Raw genomic sequence first — 20,183 nt, forward strand, 5'->3', positions numbered from 1 at the left:
TCGCACAGCTTTCGCACCACCTCCAAGACACCCACGTCCCTGCCGACGTGTTTAACCGACCGGAGGAAGCCGTGGCCGCAACGCCCAGGTTCCGCAAAGACGCAGTCGCAGTACCGGAGGAGAAGCACCCGGTCGACGAGACCTTGCCTCCGCTGAAAATGTTCACGAGCGGTCTCCAGCACGTGGCCGCCATGTACGCCGGTGTGGTCGCCCCACCCATGATCGTCGGCCCGGCCGTCGGTCTCTCCCCGACCGAGACCGCCTTCCTGATGGGCGCCTCGCTCTTCACCGCAGGCCTCGCCACCCTCCTCCAGACCCTCGGGTTCTGGAAGATCGGCGCCAAACTCCCCTTCGTCAACGGCGTCTCCTTCGCCGGTGTGACCCCGATGATCGCCATCGGCAAGGGTGAGGGCGCCGACGCCATCCCCGTCATCTTCGGCGCGATCATGGTCGCCGGCCTGGTGGGCTTCTTCGCGGCCCCCTACTTCGGCAGACTGGTCCGCTTCTTCCCGCCGGTCGTCACCGGTACGGTGATCACCCTCATCGGTGTGTCGCTGCTGCCCGTGGCCTTCAACTGGTCCCAGGGCGGCAACCGCACCGCCGCCGACTACGGCTCGGTGAAGAACATCGGGCTGGCCGCCGTCACCCTGGTCATCGTCCTGCTGATGCGCAAGTTCCTGCGCGGTTTCCTCCAGCAGATAGCCATCCTGCTCGGCCTGGTCGCCGGCACGCTCATCGCGATCCCGCTGGGCATGACCGATTTCGGCCCCATCAAGAGCGCGGACCTGGTCGGCTTCCCGACCCCGTTCCACTTCGGGGCCCCGCAGTTCCAGGTCGCCGCGATCATCTCGATGTGCATCGTCATGCTGGTCTGCATGACCGAGTCCACCGCCGACATCCTGGCCCTGGGCAAGATCGTCGGCCGCCCGGCGGACGCGAAGACCATCGAGGGCGGACTGCGCGCCGACACCCTCGGCAGCGCCATCAGCCCGCTCTTCAACGGCTTCATGTGCAGCGCCTTCGCCCAGAACATCGGGCTGGTCGCCATGACCAAGGTGCGCAGCCGGTTCGTCGTCGCGGCCGGTGGCGGCATCCTGATCCTGCTGGGCCTGTGCCCGATGGCGGCCTCCGTCATCGCGCTGGTCCCGCTGCCGGTCCTCGGCGGCGCGGGCATCGTCCTCTTCGGCTCGGTCGCGGCCAGCGGCATCCAGACCCTGGCGGGCGCGGCCATGGAGAAGGGCGAGAACGCCCTGATAGTCGCCGCCTCCCTCGGGATCGGCCTGATCCCGATCGCGGCGCCCGGCTTCTACCACGCCTTCCCGAAGGACCTGCTGGTCGTCCTCGACTCCGGCATCAGCACGGGCTGCGTGGTGGCCATCGTGCTCAACCTGGCCTTCAATCACCTGGGCGCCAAGAAGGGCGTGGCCCCCGCCACCGCCCCGGAAGCGGTCCCGGCGCATTGAACGGACGTACGGCGGTGCGCACGCCACCCACTGCGGGCGTGGCGTACGCACCGCCGTATGCGTGCGCACCATCCGCTAGGCCGGCGGACCCTGCCCGAAGCTGATCCCGCCCTGTACGGTGCCCGCCTGGATCACCGTGGTGACCTGGGCGTTGCCCGTCACCTCGTTGTGTACGCCGCTCACCTGCGGGGCGAGTCCCAGCCGGGCACCGACGACACGCGTCCAGCTCTCCAGGGCCGCCGCGAAATCGTCGTCCCGCGCCGCTTCCTCAAGGACGAGCCCGGCGAGCGTCCGGACCTGAGCCGGATCCCGCGGGTCGACGGGCAGCAGGTCCGCTTCGGATGTTCCGGGTGAGCGCCGGACGGCCCGCCGTGCGAGCCGGAGCAGCGAGGTCCACGCCTCGCGCCCGGCCTCGGTCGCGGCACCGGTCGCGGCCGCGGTCACCACCGCTGCCACCGCCTGTGCCGTTGACGCGTCGAACATGGGCTCCCCCTCCCTCTCCGCCCCTTCAAAATAGCGCCGTTCGACTGCCTCGGGCAGAGGCTGGAGAGGGTGCTCCGGCCGCCGTGCGGGGAGGAGTGGCGAGGGAGCCCCGCGGGTAGTCCCGTGGACATGAGCGAGGGTTCCGTGGATGCGGCACTGGCCTCTTTACAGGTCGACGACAGGTCGATCAGGCTCGACTGCCCGGGCGGGTGGCTGTGGACGCACCGGCACCGGCTGTCGGTGTGCGGCGTCCATGTGGCGACGCCGGAAGAGGTGGCGCACGGCGGATTCGCGCGGGATGCGATCGTGCCGGACGCACCGGCGCCGCTGACCGCCGGGCGGCTCCGGCGCATCACACCGTTCCTGGCGGAACCCGGGACGCCCGCGGGCCTGTGTGTCGGCTTCGGTGCACTGGACCGCTCCCACCACCGGGTGGTGGCCGCCGCCTCGGCGGAGGCCGCCCGGCCGGACTTCCTGCCCCACCACGGTTCGCGCTACGCGCTCGGCCCGCATGCGGGACGGCTGGTGGACGTGCTCACGGCGCGGGGCGGCACGCGGACCACCACCGTGATGGACCCGCGCATCGCACGGTATTCGGAGCCCGCGGTGGCCCGCTGGGTGGGCATGCACTACGACAACGCCTGGACCGGTCAGGGCGAAGGCGAACGCCATCCCCGCGACGTCCGTGTCGCGCGCGCGGACCGGCGCGTCATTCACAACCTGGGGCCGGGCTCCCGGTCACTGGTCTTCGCACTGAACATGTCCGCCCTGCATCTGTCGGACCGGGTCAGTCCCGGTGACAGCCGGAACGTACCGACCACCGCGCAGCTCCGTGAGTTCCTCGTCGGACATCCGGATGAGGTGTCGCGCATCGTCTGTGCCGTCTGGACGACCGAAGTGGGAGAGCTGGTCGTCCTGCCCGCCGGACTCGCCCTGCACGACGGATCGATGGAGGGCCGCCGGAAACCGTCCAGCGCGCTGGTCTTCGCCGGAACCTTCCCGCGGGGTGCGTTTTCCCGGATGTGATCAGGCGCTGGAGCGGCTCCAGGTCTGGCTCATCGACTGGAACGCGTGGAAGACGAGGCCACCGTCGCGATCGGTCGGAGTGCCGGCCCGGGGGATCGGCCGCAGCAGCCATTCGAGCTGCTCCCCGTGCGCGAGCAGATCGTCCTCGATGGTGAGTTCCGGGGCGTGTTGGCAGCTCAGGGATGGCACAGTAACGCTCCTTCGGTCTTCGCTTGATGGAGGTTCCGGCAGAAATTCGTCTCGGTGCCGTCGAGCCGCCCGAGTTCGAAGTACTTGTTCGCGGGCCAGCTTCCGCCACAGGCGACGGCATAGCGGCAGGTTCGGCGACAGGCGTCCACGCCGGCGAGGGCCTCGCGGACCCACGGGACCGAGCCCGCCCCGCTCAGCAGCTCCTCAAGGGGATGCCGCAGCACGTTGCCCACCGTGAAGGCCCCGTGACGTGGATGCCGGAAGCCCGCCAGGTCCGGGGACATGACCGTCACTTCGCCGTTGTACGACACGGCGGGAATGGGCTCCACGGGCATGCTCAGGACCTCCGCGGCGGTGATCCCGGATCGCACCGCGTCGTAGGAGTTCGCCACCGATTCGAGTTCCCGCAGCCGCACCACGGGGTTCGCCCGCCACCGCGTGAAGAGCTCGGCGAAGAAGCCCACCCATGCGCTCCTGTCCGCCGATGAGCCTTCGCCATGGGCGCCCTTCGTCTCCTCGGGCAGGATTCCCAGCACCTCCGCTCCGATGTCGCAGGCGTGGGCGTAGACCAGCCGGGCGACCTCGGGCGCGGGATCGCGCACCACGGACAGCAGGTGAAAGGGGATCCCCCGGCTCCGCAGCACCGCGATCCCGGCCGCGATCCTTCGCCAGGCGGGGTGGCCCCCGCGGGTGACCCTGTCCGCGTTCATGGCCCGTGGCCCGTCCATGCTCACGGACACCCGGACGCCGTACCGGTCGAACAGATCGCACCAGGCCCCATCGATCAAGGTCGCATTCGTCTGGATCTGATGTGCGGTGCCGGGAGGCCAGTCGGAGAGCAGCTCGCCGAACTTCCGGACACCGACCGTGAGCGGCTCTCCCGCATGCCAGAGGACCCCGACCTCGTGCCCCGAGTCCCGCCAGCGGGCCACGGCCCCGGCGGCGGCGCGGTTGACGGTGGCCGGCATGTCCAGGCGCTCGGCCCGGTCGGGCAGGTAGCAATATCTGCAGTCAAGATTGCAGAAGGTCGTCGGCTGCATCACCAGAACGGACGGTCGCAGCCCGAGAGCCGCCCCACTGTCACCGCTGGACGCCGCGTGCACGCACACCCTCCTACGGTCTTCGTACGGGGCGATTTTTCATGGAACGGGGTCGCGGCCGAGCGTGTCAATGCCGTGGACAGCGTTCCGCGCGCCCTCGTACGCTGGATCCCCGACTTTCGGACGATTGATGCGGCCTCATGAAAGATCGTGTTGATCCACATCCATCCGGCGGCTCGCACAATGAGTTTCCCGGTACCGCCGACAACGTCGTCCAGGCGGGCCACGTTTCCGGTGGTGTGCACTTCCACACCGGACGGCCCGCTCCGGTGACGGTGGCGGTGGCGGTCACAGTGCCGCGGCAACTTCCCCCGAAACCCACCCACTTCGTCGGCCGTACGGCCGAACTGGCCCGGCTCGACGCGCTCCTCGCGGCCTCCGGTGCCGGGGAACCGGCAACCCTGCTGATCGCGGCGGTCGTCGGCGGCGCGGGAGTGGGCAAGTCGGCGCTCGCCGTCCACTGGGCCCACGCCGTGCGCGACCGCTTTCCGGACGGTCACCTCTACCTCAACCTCCAGGGCTACGACGCCGGCCCTCCGCTGACCCCCCACCAGGCCCTGCAGAATTTCCTCGTGAGTCTGGATGTGCCTCCGGGCAGCATCCCGCCGGACCTGGACGCCAGGGCGGCCCTGTACCGCCACGTCGTCAGCGGGCGACGCCTCGTCATCTTTCTGGACAATGCGCGCAGCGCCGCCCAGTTGCGTCCGCTCCTCCCCGGCACCTCGGGGTCCTTGATGCTCGTGACCAGCCGGAGCCAGCTGTCCGGTCTTGTCGTCCGCGAGGGGGCCCGACGCATCGTCGTCGGCCCGCTCGCCCCCCGGGACGCGACCGAGCTGATGCGTTCCATCCTGGGCGGGGAACGCGTCGACGCGGAACCCGTGGCGTCCGCCAGGCTGGCGAGCCATTGTTTCCACCTTCCCCTGGCCCTGCGCATCGCGGCCGAGCGGGCGGCGCTCCATCCGCAGGTGCCCCTCGACGCCCTGGCCCGCGAACTCGGCTCCGAAGGCCGCCGGTTGGACGTCCTGACCACCTACGACGACGACGAGACGACGGCGATCCGAGAAGTGTTCTCCTGGTCGTACCGCGAACTTTCCCCCATGGCGGCGCGGACCTTTCGCCTTCTCGGACTGGTTTCAGGTCCCGAGGTCAGCGTGCCGGCAGCCGCGGCCCTCACGGGACTCCCGCCCCATCAGAGCGCCCGTGTCCTCGGCGGGCTCGCCGGCCTGCATCTCCTTGAGCCGGCGGGCCCGGATCGCTACCGGTTCCACGACCTGCTGCGCGACTACGCGCGCGAGCGCGTGTCCGAGGAATCCCCGCAGGACCGCTCGGCCGCTCTTCGGCGTCTGCTGACGTGGTATCTGTTCACGGCTGAGCAGGCCGCCGCGCACCTCGACGTCCGCAGGGGGCCGACGCCCTTCGACCGGACGCCCGGCGAGCGTCCCCCACCTGAGCTGACCATCGCCTTCCCGTCCCGCGCCGCGGCGATGGGCTGGTGTGAGACGGAGTTCCCGAATCTCCTCGCGGCCTGCCGCCAGGCCGCCGAGGTGGGCGAGTTCGTCGTGGCGTGGCAGTTGCCGATCGCCCTCAGGTCCTTCTTCCAGCTGCGACGGCCGACCACCGACTGGGTCACGGCCTCCGAGACGGCCGTGGCCGCCGCCCGCCGCCTGGGCGACGTACATGCCGAGGCGATCACCTTGCGGTCCCTCGGGGCCGCCCTCTCCTACCGCGGGTCGTACGAGGAGAGCCTGCGGCGCAACCGTGAGGCCCTCGCCCTCAGCCGGGAGACCGGCGAGGACGAAGGGTGGTGCCTGAACAGCATCGGGGACTGTCTGGTGTCGCTCGGTCGTTTCGACGAGGCGATCGAGCATCTGAGTCGCGCTCTGATCACCGCCGAACGCAACGGCGATGCCGCTCTGGCCGCGCACTCCCTGGAGAACATCGCCCCCGCGTACAGCGCCCTGGGGCGCCATACCGGCCAAGGCGAAGCGATCGAGTCCCTGCAGCGGTCTCTGGCGATCTTCCGTGACCTCGGTCGTGCTTACGGAGAAGCGCTGGTCCTGGACAAGCTCGCCGACACCTACCTCTCCCTGCGCCGCTTCGACGAAGCGGTCCGCTTCGCCGCACAGGCGCTCGCGCTGCACCAGGAACTCGGCAATCGCCTCAGCGAGGCCGCCACCTCGCGCATTCTCGCGCGCGCCTTCAAGGGCAGGGGCCAATTCACCGAAGCACGGCCCCACTTGCTCCGCGCGCTCGCGACCCTCGAAGACCTCGGTCACCCCGATGCGGCCGACGTGCGGGGCGAGCTGCTCGACTGCGAGGGCCGGTGTGATGCCGTGATCAGCGAGCAGCGGACCGCCGACTGATCACGACATCACACACGGGTCCGACGTCACACACGGGTCCTACGAGGTCCTACGAGGTCCTACGAGGTCTTACGAGGCCGGGGTCAGGTACATCCCGCTCTGGTCGCCCCCGGCGGTGTTGCGGCAGCCGAAGGTGCCGCCCGCGGGCTGCGCGTAGATCAGCGAGAGGCAGCGCCCGACGGCCAGCTGCCCGAAGTAGTTCGGGTGCATGTCCTCCTGGATGGGCCCCTGGGTCTCGCTGCTGTCGATCCAGCGCGCCCATTCGCTCGTCCTGGCCGACGCGGGCGCCGCCGTGGTCACCTGCTTGCTGGCCTTGGCGCAGACCTCACGGCCCTGCATCATGTCCCGCAGGTCGAGGAACTCCGTGCCCTTGGACGTGGCCACCGCCTTCAGCCGGTTCGCGATCTGCGGCACGAGCGAGTCGCGCGCCCAGTCGGAGTCCTTGTTCCAGAAGGGGCAGCCGCCGGTGTTCACCCGGCTCCAGTCGCTCTGCGTGTAGCGGTTCTCGGCGCCGCGCGGGATCGGCGACGGGTAGGACTGCAGCACGATGCGGTACGCGCTGTCGGCGTACCCGGCGCCGCGCATCACGGCGCGGATCTCGTCGACGGACTTGCCGACCTTCGCCATGACGGCGTCCATCTGCTGGTCGACCACCTGCTGCTGGTCGTCGTAGCAGTAGGAGCCCCAGAGCACGAAGTCGTACGCGCACTCTTTGATGATGTCGGCGAAGCCGAGGTCGTTGCCGCCCACGGACAGCGCGATGACCTTGACGTTGTTGGCCGCGGCCACCCCGGCGAGCTGATCGGCCTGCGGGGCCTCGCCCTTGAAGGACACCCCGCCGTTCGAGGCGCGGAACACGTTGTCGGTGACCGCCCCGGAGCAGGCCAGGTTGACCGCCACGTCGGCGACCGGCCCCGCGCTGCGGACCTCGGCCGAGTCCGAACGGTCGCAGCCGCCCGCGGTGGCGCCGTATACCTTCGACGGGTCGTAGCTGCTGCCGCTGACCGAGGCGCGGTCGGTGCCGGTCCGACTGCCGGTGTTGGTCAGGCTGTTGCCCTTCCAGCGACCGGCCTCGCCGGAGATGTAGCTGTCGCCCATGGAGACCACGGCGGTGGGCCCGTTGCCCGGACTGGCGGCGGCGGTCCCGGCCCCGCCCGCCAGCAGGGCGCTGAAGGCGAGCGGAAGGACCAGTCCGGCCCCGGCGAGTCGTCGCACACGACGGCCGGTCCGGGTCTTGCTGACGGTGCGGAATCCGATCACTGCGGAACTCCTGCGGTCGGCCATGCCGGAGTCGGGAACAACGTCCGCGCATGGCTGGGTAAGTGGGGGTTACCTCCGGCCGGTGGCAAGCGGAAACGTGCCACGCCGCGCGTTGTTACCGCTAGGTAGCCGCATATTACGATGAGGTAACACCCGACCGTACGTTCGGTCTTGCCTGGTGGGCGGCGGCGCCGGGGCGGCGGGGTGGAACGTGAAAACGGGGTGGAACGTGAAAAAGGTCCGGCCCGGTACCTGGGGTACCGGGCCGGACCTTCGTGGCCGTCGGGGGTTCGGCTGCTGTGCGAGTTCAGCCGAGGGCCGGGGCCGGAGTGTCAGCCGGTGAGCTGGTCGTACGCGGGGAGGGTGAGGAAGTCCGCGTAGTCCGCGTCGAGGGCGACCTGGAGGAGCAGGTCGTGGGCCTGCTGCCACTTGCCGTTCGCGAATGCTTCCTCGCCGACCTCGGCGCGGATCGCCGTGAGTTCGGCGGCGGCGACCTCGCGGGCCAGGTCCGCGGTGGCCAGGGTGCCGTTCTCGAAGACGACGCCCGCGTTGATCCACTGCCAGATCTGCGAGCGCGAGATCTCGGCGGTGGCGGCGTCCTCCATCAGGCCGAAGATGCCGACGGCGCCCAGGCCGCGCAGCCACGCCTCGATGTAACGGATGCCGACCTGCACGGCGTTGCGCAGGCCCTCGTACGTCGGCTTCGCGTCCAGCGAGTCGATCGCGATCAGTTCGCCCGGGGCGACCGAGACGTCCTCGCGCAGCCGGTCCTTCTGGTTCGGCTTGGCGCCGAGCACCGCGTCGAAGGAGGCCATCGCGATCGGGACCAGGTCGGGGTGGGCGACCCAGGAGCCGTCGAAGCCGTCGCCCGCCTCGCGGTCCTTGTCGGCCTTGACCTTCTCGAAGGCGACCTTGTTGATCTCGGCGTCCTTGCGGGACGGGATGAAGGCCGCCATGCCGCCGATGGCGTGCGCGCCGCGCTTGTGGCAGGTGCGCACGAGCAGTTCGGTGTACGCCCGCATGAACGGGGCGGTCATCGTGACCGCGTTGCGGTCCGGCAGGACGAACTTCTCGCCGCCGTCGCGGAAGTTCTTCACGATCGAGAAGAGGTAGTCCCAGCGGCCCGCGTTCAGGCCGGCCGCGTGGTCGCGCAGCTCGTAGAGGATCTCCTCCATCTCGTACGCGGCGGTGATCGTCTCGATGAGGACGGTCGCGCGGACGGTGCCCTGCGGGATGCCGACGTAGTCCTGCGCGAAGACGAAGATCTCGTTCCAGAGGCGCGCCTCCAGGTGGGACTCGGTCTTCGGCAGGTAGAAGTACGGGCCCTTGCCGAGGTCGATCAGGCGCTGCGCGTTGTGGAAGAAGTAGAGGCCGAAGTCCACGAGGGCGCCGGGGACCGGGCGGCCGTCGATCTGGAGGTGGCGCTCCTGCAGGTGCCAGCCGCGCGGGCGCATGACGACCGTGGCGAGCTGCTCCGCGGGCTTCAGGGCGTACGACTTGCCCGTGCGCGCGTCGGTGAAGTCGATCCGGCGCTCGTAGGCGTCGATCAGGTTGAGCTGGCCGGTGACGACGTTCTCCCAGGTGGGAGCCGAGGCGTCCTCGAAGTCCGCGAGCCAGACCTTGGCGCCCGAGTTCAGGGCGTTGATGGTCATCTTCCGGTCGGTGGGACCGGTGATCTCCACGCGGCGGTCGTTGAGCGCGGCCGGGGCCGGCGCGACCTTCCAGTCGCCCTCGCGGATCTCCCGGGTGTCCGGGAGGAAGTCGAGGCTGGAGGTGCGGGCGATCTCGGCGCGCCGGTCGGCGCGGCGGGCGAGCAGCTCGTCACGGCGGGGGGTGAACCGCCGGTGCAGCTCGGCCACGAAGGCGAGGGCCGCTTCGGTGAGGACCTCGTCCTGCCGGGGCAGGGGCTCGGCATCGACGATGGCCAGCGGGGACGGCGCTGGTGCGGACATAACTGTCACTCCTTCAGCGGCGGTGCCTGGCGGCCGCGGGGGAATGCTCGCGCATGCGGCACGCAGTGCCGCGGACTGGAGAGAGTTCCGTGAAACGGTCGCGGGCGCCGTCTGTGGTTCAGGGCGCTTCTGACCAGTGGATAGTAATTTCCTCATGGTGGAAGTTCAATGGTTTGTTGATGTCGAGATTCTCCGGGTCGACAGATTCCGCCCTCCGGTGGCCCTGGGTGCCACCGCGGTCACACGGCGCTCAACCGAGACGCGCCAGGTCGGGGGGCGTGTCGATGTCGAAAGCCTCCGCGACGTCCGCGCATTCCACGAGGACCAGCTCGTCGGCGTGTCGCGACAGGTGCACCCGGGCGCCCTTGTCGCCCGTCGCCGTCGCCGCGATGTCCGGCCAGCGGTCCGCCCCGAAGAGCACAGGGTGGCCGCGCTCGCCCTCGTACGCCGCGGCGACCAGACTCGCGGGGGAGCGGTACGCCGCCCGGACCCGGGCCACCGCCACCGCGCCGATGCCCGGCTGGTCCACCAGCGACACCAGGGCCGCGGCCGCGTCCGTACCGGCCAGCGAGGCGAGCCCCACCCGCAGTGAAGAGCCCATGCCCTCGGCCCAGTCGGGGTTGTCGACCACCACGCAGCCCGCCAGGTCCGCCCGGGCGCGCACCTCGTCCGCCGAGGCGCCCAGCACGACGTGCACCGGAGCGCAGCCCGCCTCGCGCAGCACCCGGACCGCGTTCTCGACCAGGGGCCGGCCGTGGTGGGGCAGCAGGGCCTTGGGGCGCCCGCCGAGCCGCCGCCCGCCGCCCGCCGCGAGCAGCAGCCCCGCGATCACGGGGCGGGCGGAGGAGTCGTGGACTGCGGGGACGGGAGGAGCCGGTACGGCGGCTGAGGCCGAGGTGTCTGACATGTCTCCGATTCTCTCTCCCGGCCCGGCCGGGAGGGGCGCAGCAGGGTGCGTACGGAGGCCAGCGCCGCCCCGGCCCGGGCCGCGGCCGCCCCGATCCGCACCGGAGCCGAGATCCGGTTCTCGGTGGCCAGGATCAGCGCGCGTTCGTCACGGTCGGTCAGCATGTGCGGTACGTCCTTGCCAATCGGGGGCCAATACCGAGAGTCTGGACTCCGATTGGCCTGGCCGGCAGAGCCAATCAGGGGAGGTTGGCATGGCGAACGGGCGAGTGGTCCAGACGGCGGACAGAACCATCGGCAGCCGCCAGCTCGCCGCACTGCTGCCCGCGGAGGTCCGCGCCCGCCCCGGCTACCGGGGCCTCGCCGACGCCGTCCGCACCCTGATCCTCGACGGCCGGATCGCCCTGCACGTGCGCCTGCCCGCCGAACGCGAGCTGGCCGAAGCCGTCGGCGCCAGCCGGGCCACCGTCTCCAGCGCCTACGACCTGCTGCGCGAGAGCGGATACGTCCGCAGCCGCCGCGGATCCGGGACCTGGACGGAACTCCCCGACGGCCACGCCCCGGTCGGCGCCCACTCCCTCGTCGGCGCGGGCGGCTACAGCGCCGACGGCGACCCCGGCATCGACCTCGCCATCGCCGCCATGGGCGCGCCCGAGGGCAGCCTCACCGACGCCCTGGCCTGGGCCGCGCCCCGGCTGCCCGCCCTCGCCCGCAGCCCCGGCTATCACCCCTTCGGCCTGCCCGACCTGCGCACGGCCATCGCCGACCGCTTCAGCCGCCGCGGCCTGCCCACCCGCCCCGAACAGATCCTGGTCACCTCTGGCGCCCAGCAGGCCTTCACGCTCGTCACCACCCTGCTGTGCCGCCCCGGGGACCGCGTGGTCACCGAGAACCCGACCTACGCCAACGCCCTCGACGCGCTGCGCCGTGCCGGGCTGCGCACGGCCTCCATCGCCGTCTCCGACGCCGGGTGGGACATGGAGATCGCCGAATCCACCCTGCGCCAGACCGTGCCGCGCCTCGCCTACGTCATCCCCGACTTCCAGAACCCCACCGGGGCCCTGATGCCCCCGGAGCAGCGGCTGCGGCTGCTCGCCGCCACCCGCCGCACCGGCACTTGGCTGGTCGTCGACGAGACCATCGCCGACATCGCCCTCGATGTGCCCGCGCAGCCGCCGCTGGCCTCGCTCGCCCCGCGCGGCGGCGCCGACCACGTGGTCACCATCGGCTCGCTGAGCAAGACGCACTGGGGCGGGCTCCGGGTCGGCTGGATCCGGGCCACCGCCAAGATGATCGCCGAGCTGACGACCGTACGCGTGTGCACCGACATGACCGGTTCGGTGCTCGACCAGCTCGTCGCGCTGCCGCTGCTGGACGGCCTCGACCGGTCGCTGCCCGGGCGGCTCGCGCAGCTGCGCGAGCAGCGGGCCGCGCTGGTCGCCTCGCTCCAGCGGCACACCCCGGAATGGTCCTGGCGGCTGCCGCCCGGCGGCCTCTCGCTCTGGGTGGACCTCGGCGAACCGGTCAGCTCGGCCCTGGCCGAACGCGCCCAGGCCGGCGGGGTCCGCATCGGCCGGGGCGCCCGCTTCGGGGTGGACCCGGGGACCTTCGAACACCGGCTGCGCATTCCCTACACCCTCCCCGCCGACCGCCTCGACGAGGGCGTGCGCCGGCTGGCCGCGGCCCTCCACGACGGGGTTCCGCTGGCGCCCGCCGTCGAGCGCCCGCACTGGGTGGCGTAAGAGGTCCGCCGGGGGTCAGGGCGTGCGGATGAGCCGCCGCGCGCCCGCCGCCGCCACCGCCGACGTGCGCGAATCGACGCCGAGCTTCGCGTAGATGTGCACCAGGTGGGACTTCACGGTGGCCTGGCTGAGGAAGAGCTTCTTGGAGATCTGCTGGTTCGACAGCCCGTCGGCGACCAGCTGGAGCACCTCCAGCTCCCGCTTGGTCAGCGCCTCGGCCGGGGTGCGCATCCGGTCCATCAGACGCAGCGCCACCGCGGGCGCGAGCGCGGACTGGCCCGCGGCGGCCGTCCGGACCGCCGAGGCCAGCTCCTCGGGCGGCGCGTCCTTGAGGAGGTAGCCGGAGGCCCCCGCCTCGACCGCCGCCAGGATGTCCGCGTCCGTGTCGTACGTCGTCAGGACCAGCACCCTCGGCGCGCCCGGCCGGGCCGTGATCAGGGCCGTCGCCTCGGAGCCGTGCATTCCGGCGCCGAACTGGAGGTCCATCAGCACCACGTCCACCGGTTCCGAGGCGGCCAGCTCCACGGCCCGCTCGGCGGTCGCGGCCTCCGCGACGACCGCGAAACCGGGCTCGGTGTCCAGGACCGCGCGCAGCCCGGCCCGGACCACCGGGTGGTCGTCGGCGAGCAGCAGCCGGATGGTCATCAGGGGGCCTCCACGGGAAGGGGCAGGGTGACGGCCACGGCGGTGCCCTGGCCGGGCGCGGACTCCACGGTGAAGAGGCCGCCCAGGGTCTCGGCGCGCGAACGCATCGCGGGGAGCCCGAAGCCGCCTCCGTCGCTGCCTCCGTCACTGCCCGCGCGTCCGCGATCGGCCCCGGCTCCGCTCCCGCCGGAGCGGGCCGCGGCGGGATCGAAGCCCCGGCCGTCGTCCACGATGTCCAGGGTCACGGAGGCGTCCATGAAGGTCAGGGTGATCTCGGCGCGCCCGGCCCCCGCGTGCCGGACCACATTGGCCAGCGCGGACTGGGCGATGCGCAGCAGCGCCACCTCGTACGGGGTCGGCAGTACGGCCGGACTCCCGCTCAGCGAGAACCGCGCCCGCACTCCCGGGGCGCCGACGCACAGCCGCTCCAGGGCGGCGGCGAGCGAGCCGTGCTCCAGATCGGGCGGGCTCAGCGCCCGGACGAACCGCCGGGCCTCCGCCAGATTGTCCTGGGCCGCCTCCCGGGCCCGGGCGATGTGCCCGAGCGCCGCCACCCTGCCGTCGTCGGGGCCCCTGCCGTCATCGTCCGCGCCCGGCCCCGACCCCGCCGGGGGCGGGCCGTCGCCGAGGGCGCGTTCCGCCGCGCGCAGCAGCAGCTGGATGGACGAGAGGCCCTGGGCGAGGGTGTCGTGGATCTCGCGGGCGAGCCGCTCCCGTTCGGTCAGGATGCCCGCGCCCCGCTCGGCCGCCGCGAGTTCGGCGCGCGTGGCGATCAGCTCCTCGATCAGCTCGCGGCGGCGCTCGCTCTCCCGGTACAGGGCCTGGTAGCCGAGTACGGTCGCCACCGCCACGGCGCCGCCCAGGAGCGGCCCCAGGAACGCCCCCGGGTTCACCGTGCCGCTGTGCGCCAGGAAGCCCCCGATCGCCGCGCAGGCGGTCAGCGCGACCGCCGTGACGGCCCAGCGCAGCCGCAGCAGGTGCAGTTCGAGGAAGTACAGCGGGAACGCGATCCACAGCCCGTCCGGCGAGACCACCAGCAGCCCGGCCCAGGCGGCGCCGAGCCCGGCCAGCCACAGCGCTCCGGCCCGGGGCGAGCGGTGCACGACGGGCGCCCGTACGCCCGCGACGTACACGGCGGCCAGCACCGCGCAGGCGGCGACCACCCACCCCGCGCCGGGCGCGGAAGAAGCCGCGGACGAGGTCGCGGGAGAGGGCCCGGACGAGGTCACGGCGCGGGCGGCGGCCAGGGCGATCAGCCCGAAGAACAGGGCGTGCAGGCACAGGCGCAGCACCCGCGAGACGGGCGTCAGCGTGCGGCCGGCGGCGGCGGGCCCCGCGGGCGGCTCGGCGGGACCGGGTCGCGACGGCTGGAAAGAGTGGGTGGTACGGGCGGATTCCATGGCCCGACCAGCGTAGGTCGCCCCCGCCCGGCCCCGGTCAACCAAAAGTTTGATGTCGGCGTGCGCCCTTCGATACGAGGATCGCTACTGTGGCGCGATGCCTTGTGTCCACGCGGAAGACCAAGGTGGGAAGCATGTTCGTCGCATGGAGAGATCTACGGTTCGCCAAAGGCCGCTTCGCCCTGATGGGCGCGGTCGTGGTGCTGATCACACTGCTCGTGGGCCTGTTGTCGGGGCTCACCTCCGGACTGGCCCGGGAGAACATCTCGGCCATCACCGGTCTGCCCGCCACCCGCCTCGCCTTCGCCGCGCCCGCCGGTGACCAGAAGGTGTCCTTCACCAATTCCCAGCTTCCCGAGAGCGCCTGGCAGGCCTGGCGCGAGCAGCCGGGGGTGACCTCGGCCGACCCGCTCGGCATCCGCACCACCAACGCGGTCTCGGGGGAGCGTACGGCCGCCGTCTCCGTCTTCGGCGTCGAGCCCGGCGGACGGCTGGCGCCCAAAGCCCGCCCCGGCGCCCTCGCCCCCCTCGCCCAGGGACAGGTGCTGCTGACCGAGAAGGCGGCCAAGGAACTCGGCGGCCTCGCGGCCGGCTCCAAGCTCAAGATCGGTTCGCTGGAGCTGACCGTGGGCGCCGTCTCCGGGACCGCCTCCTATAGCCACACCCCGGTCGTCTGGATGGACCTGAACGACTGGCAGCGCATCGGCAACCCCGGTACGTCCATGGACACCCTCGCCACGGTCGTCGCCCTCGACGGCGGCGGAGCCGTGGACTGGGCGGCCGGTGACAAGGCCTCCGCCAGCAAGAGCCAGACCACCGACGAGGCACTCGGTGCCATCGGCTCCTACCAGGCCGAGAACGGCTCGCTCCAGCTGATGCGCGGCTTCCTCTTCGTCATCTCCGCCCTCGTCATAGGGGCCTTCTTCACGGTCTGGACGATCCAGCGCAGCGGGGACATCGCCGTCCTCAAGGCGCTGGGCGCGTCCACCCCGTACCTGCTGAAGGACGCGCTCGGCCAGGCCGTGGTGATGCTCGCGGTGGGTACCGGCCTCGGCACCGGGCTCGCCGCCGGGTTCGGCGTACTGATCAGCGGCGGAGCCGTGCCCTTCGTCCTGGACACCGCCACCGTCCTGGTGCCCGCCGCCATCATGATCGCGCTGGGCGCGGTCGGGGCGGCCCTGTCCATCCGGCGGATCACCGCCGTCGACCCGCTGACCGCCCTCGGGAGCGCCCGATGACCCTGCTCGTGCACGACGTCACGCTCACCTACCCGGACGGCGACGCCCGGCTCACCGCCTTGGACGCGGTCCGCCTGGAGGTCCCCGCGGGCACCCTCACCGCGGTGGTCGGGCCCTCCGGCTCCGGCAAGTCCAGCCTGCTCGCGGTGGCGGCCACCCTGGTCACCCCGGACTCGGGCAAGGTCGTGGTGGCCGGGGAGGACACCGCGGCGCTCGGCGCCGCCGACAAGGCGCGGCTGCGCCGCGAGCGGATCGGGATCGTCTTCCAGCAGCCGAACCTGCTGCCCTCGCTCACCGCCGCCGAACAGCTCCAGGTGATGGCCCACCTCTCGGGCAGGCCCTCCCGGCAGCTGCGCCGCCGGGCGCTGGAGCTGCTCGACGCGGTCGGCCTGTCGGACAAGGCCGACAGGCGCCCGCACCAGCTCTCCGGCGGTCAGCGCCAGCGCGTCAACATCGCCCGCGCCCTGATGAACGAGCCCTCCGTGCTGCTGGTCGACGAGCCGACCAGCGCCCTGGACCACGAGCGCGGCGCGGCGGTCCTGGACCTGCTGGTCACCCTCACCCGCGAGCGGTCGACGGCGACGGTCCTGGTCACGCACGACCACGCGCACCTGGAGCGGATGGACCGCACGGTGACGATGACCGACGGCCGCCTGACGGAGGTCGTCCCCGCGGCCTGATCCGACGTGGCCTGATCCGGCGACGGCGAAGACCCCGGCCCCCCTCCTGGGAGGGGGGCCGGGGTCTTCGCCTGCTCGGGATCCTGCCGCCTGCTACTGCGCCGGGTTCTGCGTGGAGAGCGCGACCGACAGCTCGGCCGCGATGCCCTGCAGGATCGGCACGATCGAGTCGGTCAGGGCCTCGGTGACCCGGCCGGCCGGACCCGAGATGGAGATCGCGGCGGCCGTCGGCGAGTTCGGCACCGAGACGGCGAGGCAGCGGACCCCTATCTCCTGCTCGTTGTCGTCGACGGCGTAACCGACCTCGCGGACCTGCTCCAGCGCCGCGAGGAAGCCCTCGGGGGTGGTGATGGTCTTCTCGGTCGCGGCGGGCATGCCCGTGCGGGCGAGCAGGGCCCGTACCTCGTCGGCGGGGGTGTACGCGAGCAGCGCCTTGCCCACGCCCGTGGAGTGCGGCAGAACCCGGCGGCCGACCTCGGTGAACATGCGCATGGAGTGCTTCGAGGGCACCTGGGCGACGTAGACGATCTCATCCCCGTCGAGCAGGGCCATGTTCGCCGTCTCGCCGGTCTCCTCGACCAGGCGGGCGAGGTAGGGGCGGGCCCACGTGCCGAGGAGCCGCGACGCGGACTCGCCCAGGCGGATCAGCCGGGGACCGAGGGAGTACCGTCGGTTGGGCTGCTGCCGGACGTAGCCGCACGCCACGAGGGTGCGCATGAGGCGATGGATGGTGGGCAGGGGCAGTCCGCTGGTGGCGGACAGCTCGCTGAGGCCGACCTCGCCCCCGGCATCGGCCATGCGTTCGAGCAGATCAAAGGCGCGCTCAAGGGACTGGACGCCACCGCTGGCGGCGGGGGTCTTGGAGGAAGCGTCGGTGGTGCTGGCGCTGGACGTCGGCACGGCGCGGTCCTTTCGGTGCTGGCAGGCAAGGCAGCAGCCTACCCGGCGGTCGGCACCGGCCCTAGTGCCGGGGCCAGGCCGTCTTTGCCGGTCAGAGGCGGTTTGTCCGGGTGGAGTACCGCCTCGGGAGGTCACCCGCCGGAGCCCCGGTGGTGGTAGCTACATTCTGTAGAGCGAAATCTTAATTCCATCCTGTGGAAACATCCAATTGCGGCGGAGGTGTGTCAGTGGTCCGTCCGGGGACTCTTGACTGGCCCCGCATCGCCGTGAAGACTCCGTCAACAGAACGTTGAATTTCGCTCTGTGGAAGTAGATGGGGAGGTTCCGGTGTCCGCCGACGTCGTGGAACTGGTACTGCGCTCGACGCGCGTCATCACCCCCGAGGGGACGCGTGCCGCCTCGGTCGCCGTCGCCGCCGGGAAGATCGCGGCCGTACTGCCGTACGAGGCCGAGGTGCCGGCCGGGGCCCGGCTGGAGGACTTCGGGGACGACGTACTGCTCCCCGGCCTGGTCGACACCCACGTCCATGTGAACGACCCCGGCCGCACCGAGTGGGAGGGCTTCTGGACGGCCACCCGCGCCGCCGCGGCCGGTGGCATCACCACCATCCTGGACATGCCGCTCAACTCCCTCCCGCCGACCACCACGGTCGACAACCTGCGCGTCAAGCAGGAGGTCGCCCGCGCCAAGGCGCACGTGGACATCGGCTTCTGGGGCGGCGCGCTGCCCGACAACGTCAAGGACCTGCGCCCGCTGCACGACGCCGGGGTCTACGGCTTCAAGTGCTTCCTGTCGCCCTCCGGCGTGGACGAGTTCCCCGAGCTGGACCAGGAGCAACTGGCCACCTCCCTCGCCGAGATCAGCGGCTTCGGCGGCCTGATGATCGTGCACGCCGAGGACCCGCACCACCTGGAGTCCGCGCCGCAGGTGCCCGGCCCCAAGTACGCCGACTTCCTCGCCTCCCGCCCGCGGGACTCCGAGAACACCGCGATCGGGAACCTGATCGCCCAGGCCAGGCGGCTGGACGCGCGCGTCCACGTGCTGCACCTGTCCTCCTCCGACGCGCTGCCGCTGATCGCCGCCGCCAAGGCCGAGGGCGTACGGATCACCGTCGAGTCCTGCCCGCACTACCTCACCCTCACGGCCGAGGAAGTGCCGGACGGCGCCAGCGAGTTCAAGTGCTGCCCGCCCATCCGCGAGGCCGCGAACCAGGACCTCCTGTGGGAGGCGCTCGCCGACGGCACCATCGACTGCATCGTCTCCGACCACTCGCCCTCCACGGCGGACCTGAAGACGGACGACTTCGCGACCGCGTGGGGCGGCATCTCCTCCCTCCAGCTGGGTCTCCCGGCGATCTGGACCGCGGCGCGCGAGCGCGGGCACAGCCTGGAGGACGTCGTCCGCTGGATGTCGGCCGCCCCGGCCAAGCTGGCGGGCCTCCCCGGCAAGGGCGCGATCGAGGCCGGCCGCGACGCCGACTTCGCCGTCCTGGCCCCCGAAGAGACCTTCACCGTGGACCCGGCCCACCTGCACCACCGCAACCGGGTCACGGCGTACGCGGGCAAGACCCTGCACGGCGTCGTGAAGTCCACCTGGCTGCGCGGAACGCAGATCGCCGACCACGGCACCCCGAACGAGCCCACCGGCCGACTCCTCGAAAGGCAGAACTGACAAGTGGCGATTCCCTCCTTCACCGGTAACGCGAACCCGTACGGGGGCGGCGACCCGTACGCGGACTACCGCACCGCGGACTTCCCGTTCACCCAGTACGCGAACCTTGCCGCCCGCACCCTGGGTGCCGGTGTCACCTTCGCCAACGACGAGTTCTTCGCCGAGCGCGAGAACCTGCTCATCGAAGAGGCCGCGCACTTCGACCCCGAGCACTTCGGCCACAAGGGCAAGGTCATGGACGGCTGGGAGACCCGCCGCCGCCGCGGCGTCTCCGCCGAGCAGCCCTGGCCGACCCCCGAGGACCACGACTACGCGCTGATCCGCCTCGGTGCCCCCGGCGTGATCCGCGGCATCGTCGTCGACACCGCGCACTTCCGCGGCAACATGCCGCAGGCCGTCTCCGTCGAGGGCACCTCGGTGGCGGGCGCCCCGACCCCCGAGGAACTCCTCGGCGACGACGTGAAGTGGACGACCCTCGTCCCGCGCACCGCCGTCGGCGGCCACGCGGCCAACGGCTTCGAGGTGTCCGCCGAGCAGCGCTTCACGCACCTGCGCCTCAACCAGCACCCCGACGGCGGCGTAGCCCGCCTGCGCGTCTACGGCGAGGTCGTCCCCGACCCGCGGTGGCTCGCCGCGCTCGGCTCCTTCGACGTGGTCGCGCTGGAGAACGGCGGCTCGGTCCAGGACGCGTCCAACCGCTTCTACTCCCCGCCGACCAACACCATCGCCCCGGGCCGCTCCCGCAAGATGGACGACGGCTGGGAGACCGCCCGTCGCCGCGACAACGGCAACGACTGGATCCGCTACCAGCTCGTCGCCGAGTCCGAGATCCGCGCGGTCGAGATCGACACCGCCTACCTCAAGGGCAACTCGGCCGGCTGGGCCTCGCTCTCCATCAAGTCCGGCGAGGAGGGCGAGTGGCAGGAGTTCCTGCCGCGCACCCGCCTGCAGCCCGACACGAACCACCGGTTCGTGCTGGACGCCCCGGCGGTCGGCAGCCACGTCCGCATCGACATCTTCCCGGACGGCGGCTTCTCCCGCCTGCGCCTCTTCGGCTCGCTGACGGACCAGGGCGCGGCCGCCCTGAGCGCCCGTCACCAGGAGCTGGGCGGCTGATCCCGCACTGAACGGCCCTGTGGGGCGCACCGGTTGTCAGACAACCGGT

Annotated in this window: 18 protein-coding genes; 8 read left to right on the plus strand and 10 right to left on the minus strand. The window is 71.8% G+C overall.

The genetic code is table 11. The annotated features are described in order from the left end of the window. The first annotated feature begins 71 nt into the window (after positions 1-71). Positions 72-1,463: a nucleobase:cation symporter-2 family protein gene (locus OHS33_RS29380; RefSeq protein ID WP_330333428.1), complete on the plus strand. Its 1,392-nt coding sequence runs from the start codon at positions 72-74 to the stop codon at positions 1,461-1,463. A 75-nt stretch (positions 1,464-1,538) separates the two neighbouring features. Here OHS33_RS29380 and OHS33_RS29385 read toward each other — a convergent pair whose 3' ends face one another. Continuing rightward, entirely contained in the window at positions 1,539-1,946 is a 408-nt protein-coding gene (locus OHS33_RS29385; protein WP_330333429.1) for a hypothetical protein, read from the minus strand. A gap of 129 nt (positions 1,947-2,075) precedes the next feature. On the opposite strand from OHS33_RS29385, the gene OHS33_RS29390 reads away from it, so the two are divergent. Then, on the plus strand, positions 2,076-2,972 hold the full coding sequence (locus tag OHS33_RS29390) for a hypothetical protein (RefSeq protein ID WP_330333430.1): 897 nt from the start codon (positions 2,076-2,078) through the stop codon (positions 2,970-2,972). Here OHS33_RS29390 and OHS33_RS29395 read toward each other — a convergent pair whose 3' ends face one another. Together OHS33_RS29395 and OHS33_RS29400 are read right to left on the minus strand one after the other, a co-directional pair. Then, positions 2,973-3,161, minus strand: a complete 189-nt coding sequence (locus tag OHS33_RS29395; protein ID WP_330333431.1) for a hypothetical protein — start codon at positions 3,159-3,161, stop codon at positions 2,973-2,975. Continuing rightward, positions 3,149-4,201, minus strand: coding sequence for a radical SAM protein (locus tag OHS33_RS29400; RefSeq protein ID WP_330333432.1), 1,053 nt, complete (start codon positions 4,199-4,201; stop codon positions 3,149-3,151). The genes OHS33_RS29395 and OHS33_RS29400 overlap by 13 nt, the downstream gene beginning before the upstream one ends. A 200-nt stretch (positions 4,202-4,401) precedes the next feature. Here OHS33_RS29400 and OHS33_RS29405 point away from each other — a divergent pair, with 200 nt between their 5' ends. Next, entirely contained in the window at positions 4,402-6,624 is a 2,223-nt protein-coding gene (locus OHS33_RS29405) for a tetratricopeptide repeat protein (protein ID WP_330333433.1), read from the plus strand. Positions 6,625-6,693: 69 nt separating this feature from the next. Here OHS33_RS29405 and OHS33_RS29410 read toward each other — a convergent pair whose 3' ends face one another. The 4 genes from OHS33_RS29410 to OHS33_RS29425 all read right to left on the minus strand — a co-directional run bounded on the left by OHS33_RS29410 (position 6,694) and on the right by OHS33_RS29425 (position 10,907). Further along, on the minus strand, positions 6,694-7,884 hold the full coding sequence (locus OHS33_RS29410; protein ID WP_330333434.1) for a hypothetical protein: 1,191 nt from the start codon (positions 7,882-7,884) through the stop codon (positions 6,694-6,696). 332 nt (positions 7,885-8,216) lie between these two features. Then, positions 8,217-9,836, minus strand: coding sequence for a malate synthase A (gene aceB, locus OHS33_RS29415; protein WP_330333435.1), 1,620 nt, complete (start codon positions 9,834-9,836; stop codon positions 8,217-8,219). A 250-nt stretch (positions 9,837-10,086) separates the two neighbouring features. Beyond that, positions 10,087-10,743: a nucleotidyltransferase family protein gene (locus tag OHS33_RS29420; protein ID WP_330333436.1), complete on the minus strand. Its 657-nt coding sequence runs from the start codon at positions 10,741-10,743 to the stop codon at positions 10,087-10,089. Next, positions 10,665-10,907 carry a hypothetical protein gene (locus tag OHS33_RS29425; protein ID WP_330333437.1) on the minus strand — a complete coding sequence of 81 codons (243 nt, stop codon included), beginning with the start codon at positions 10,905-10,907 and terminating at the stop codon, positions 10,665-10,667. The genes OHS33_RS29420 and OHS33_RS29425 overlap by 79 nt, the downstream gene beginning before the upstream one ends. Positions 10,908-10,996: 89 nt before the next feature. Here OHS33_RS29425 and yczR point away from each other — a divergent pair, with 89 nt between their 5' ends. Beyond that, entirely contained in the window at positions 10,997-12,484 is a 1,488-nt protein-coding gene (gene yczR, locus OHS33_RS29430) for a MocR-like transcription factor YczR (protein WP_330333438.1), read from the plus strand. 15 nt (positions 12,485-12,499) lie between these two features. On the opposite strand, the gene OHS33_RS29435 is transcribed toward yczR, so the two are convergent. Further along, positions 12,500-13,129, minus strand: coding sequence for a response regulator transcription factor (locus OHS33_RS29435; RefSeq protein ID WP_330333439.1), 630 nt, complete (start codon positions 13,127-13,129; stop codon positions 12,500-12,502). Next, on the minus strand, positions 13,129-14,529 hold the full coding sequence (locus tag OHS33_RS29440; protein WP_330333440.1) for a sensor histidine kinase: 1,401 nt from the start codon (positions 14,527-14,529) through the stop codon (positions 13,129-13,131). The genes OHS33_RS29435 and OHS33_RS29440 overlap by 1 nt, the downstream gene beginning before the upstream one ends. A gap of 134 nt (positions 14,530-14,663) precedes the next feature. On the opposite strand from OHS33_RS29440, the gene OHS33_RS29445 reads away from it, so the two are divergent. Continuing rightward, positions 14,664-15,767, plus strand: coding sequence for an ABC transporter permease (locus OHS33_RS29445; protein WP_330333441.1), 1,104 nt, complete (start codon positions 14,664-14,666; stop codon positions 15,765-15,767). Further along, entirely contained in the window at positions 15,764-16,447 is a 684-nt protein-coding gene (locus OHS33_RS29450) for an ABC transporter ATP-binding protein (RefSeq protein WP_330333442.1), read from the plus strand. Before OHS33_RS29445 ends, OHS33_RS29450 begins: the two co-directional genes overlap by 4 nt. 93 nt (positions 16,448-16,540) lie before the next feature. Here the strand turns inward: OHS33_RS29450 and OHS33_RS29455 are convergent, their stop codons facing one another. Then, the gene (locus OHS33_RS29455; protein WP_330333443.1) at positions 16,541-17,347 is read right to left on the minus strand and encodes an IclR family transcriptional regulator; all 807 of its coding nucleotides are present in this window, start codon (positions 17,345-17,347) and stop codon (positions 16,541-16,543) included. 327 nt (positions 17,348-17,674) lie between these two features. Between OHS33_RS29455 and allB the strand changes: the two genes are divergently transcribed. Together allB and alc are read left to right on the plus strand one after the other, a co-directional pair. Continuing rightward, complete coding sequence (gene allB, locus OHS33_RS29460; RefSeq protein WP_330333444.1) at positions 17,675-19,018, plus strand: allantoinase AllB; 1,344 nt, start codon at positions 17,675-17,677, stop codon at positions 19,016-19,018. Positions 19,019-19,021: 3 nt separating this feature from the next. Beyond that, positions 19,022-20,134 (plus strand): allantoicase, encoded by a 1,113-nt coding sequence (gene alc, locus OHS33_RS29465; protein WP_330333445.1) that lies wholly within the window; start codon positions 19,022-19,024, stop codon positions 20,132-20,134. Positions 20,135-20,183: the final 49 nt, after the last annotated feature.

Origin of the sequence: Streptomyces sp. NBC_00536, from assembly GCF_036346295.1 — a bacterium.
Classification (GTDB): Bacteria; Actinomycetota; Actinomycetes; order Streptomycetales; family Streptomycetaceae; genus Streptomyces.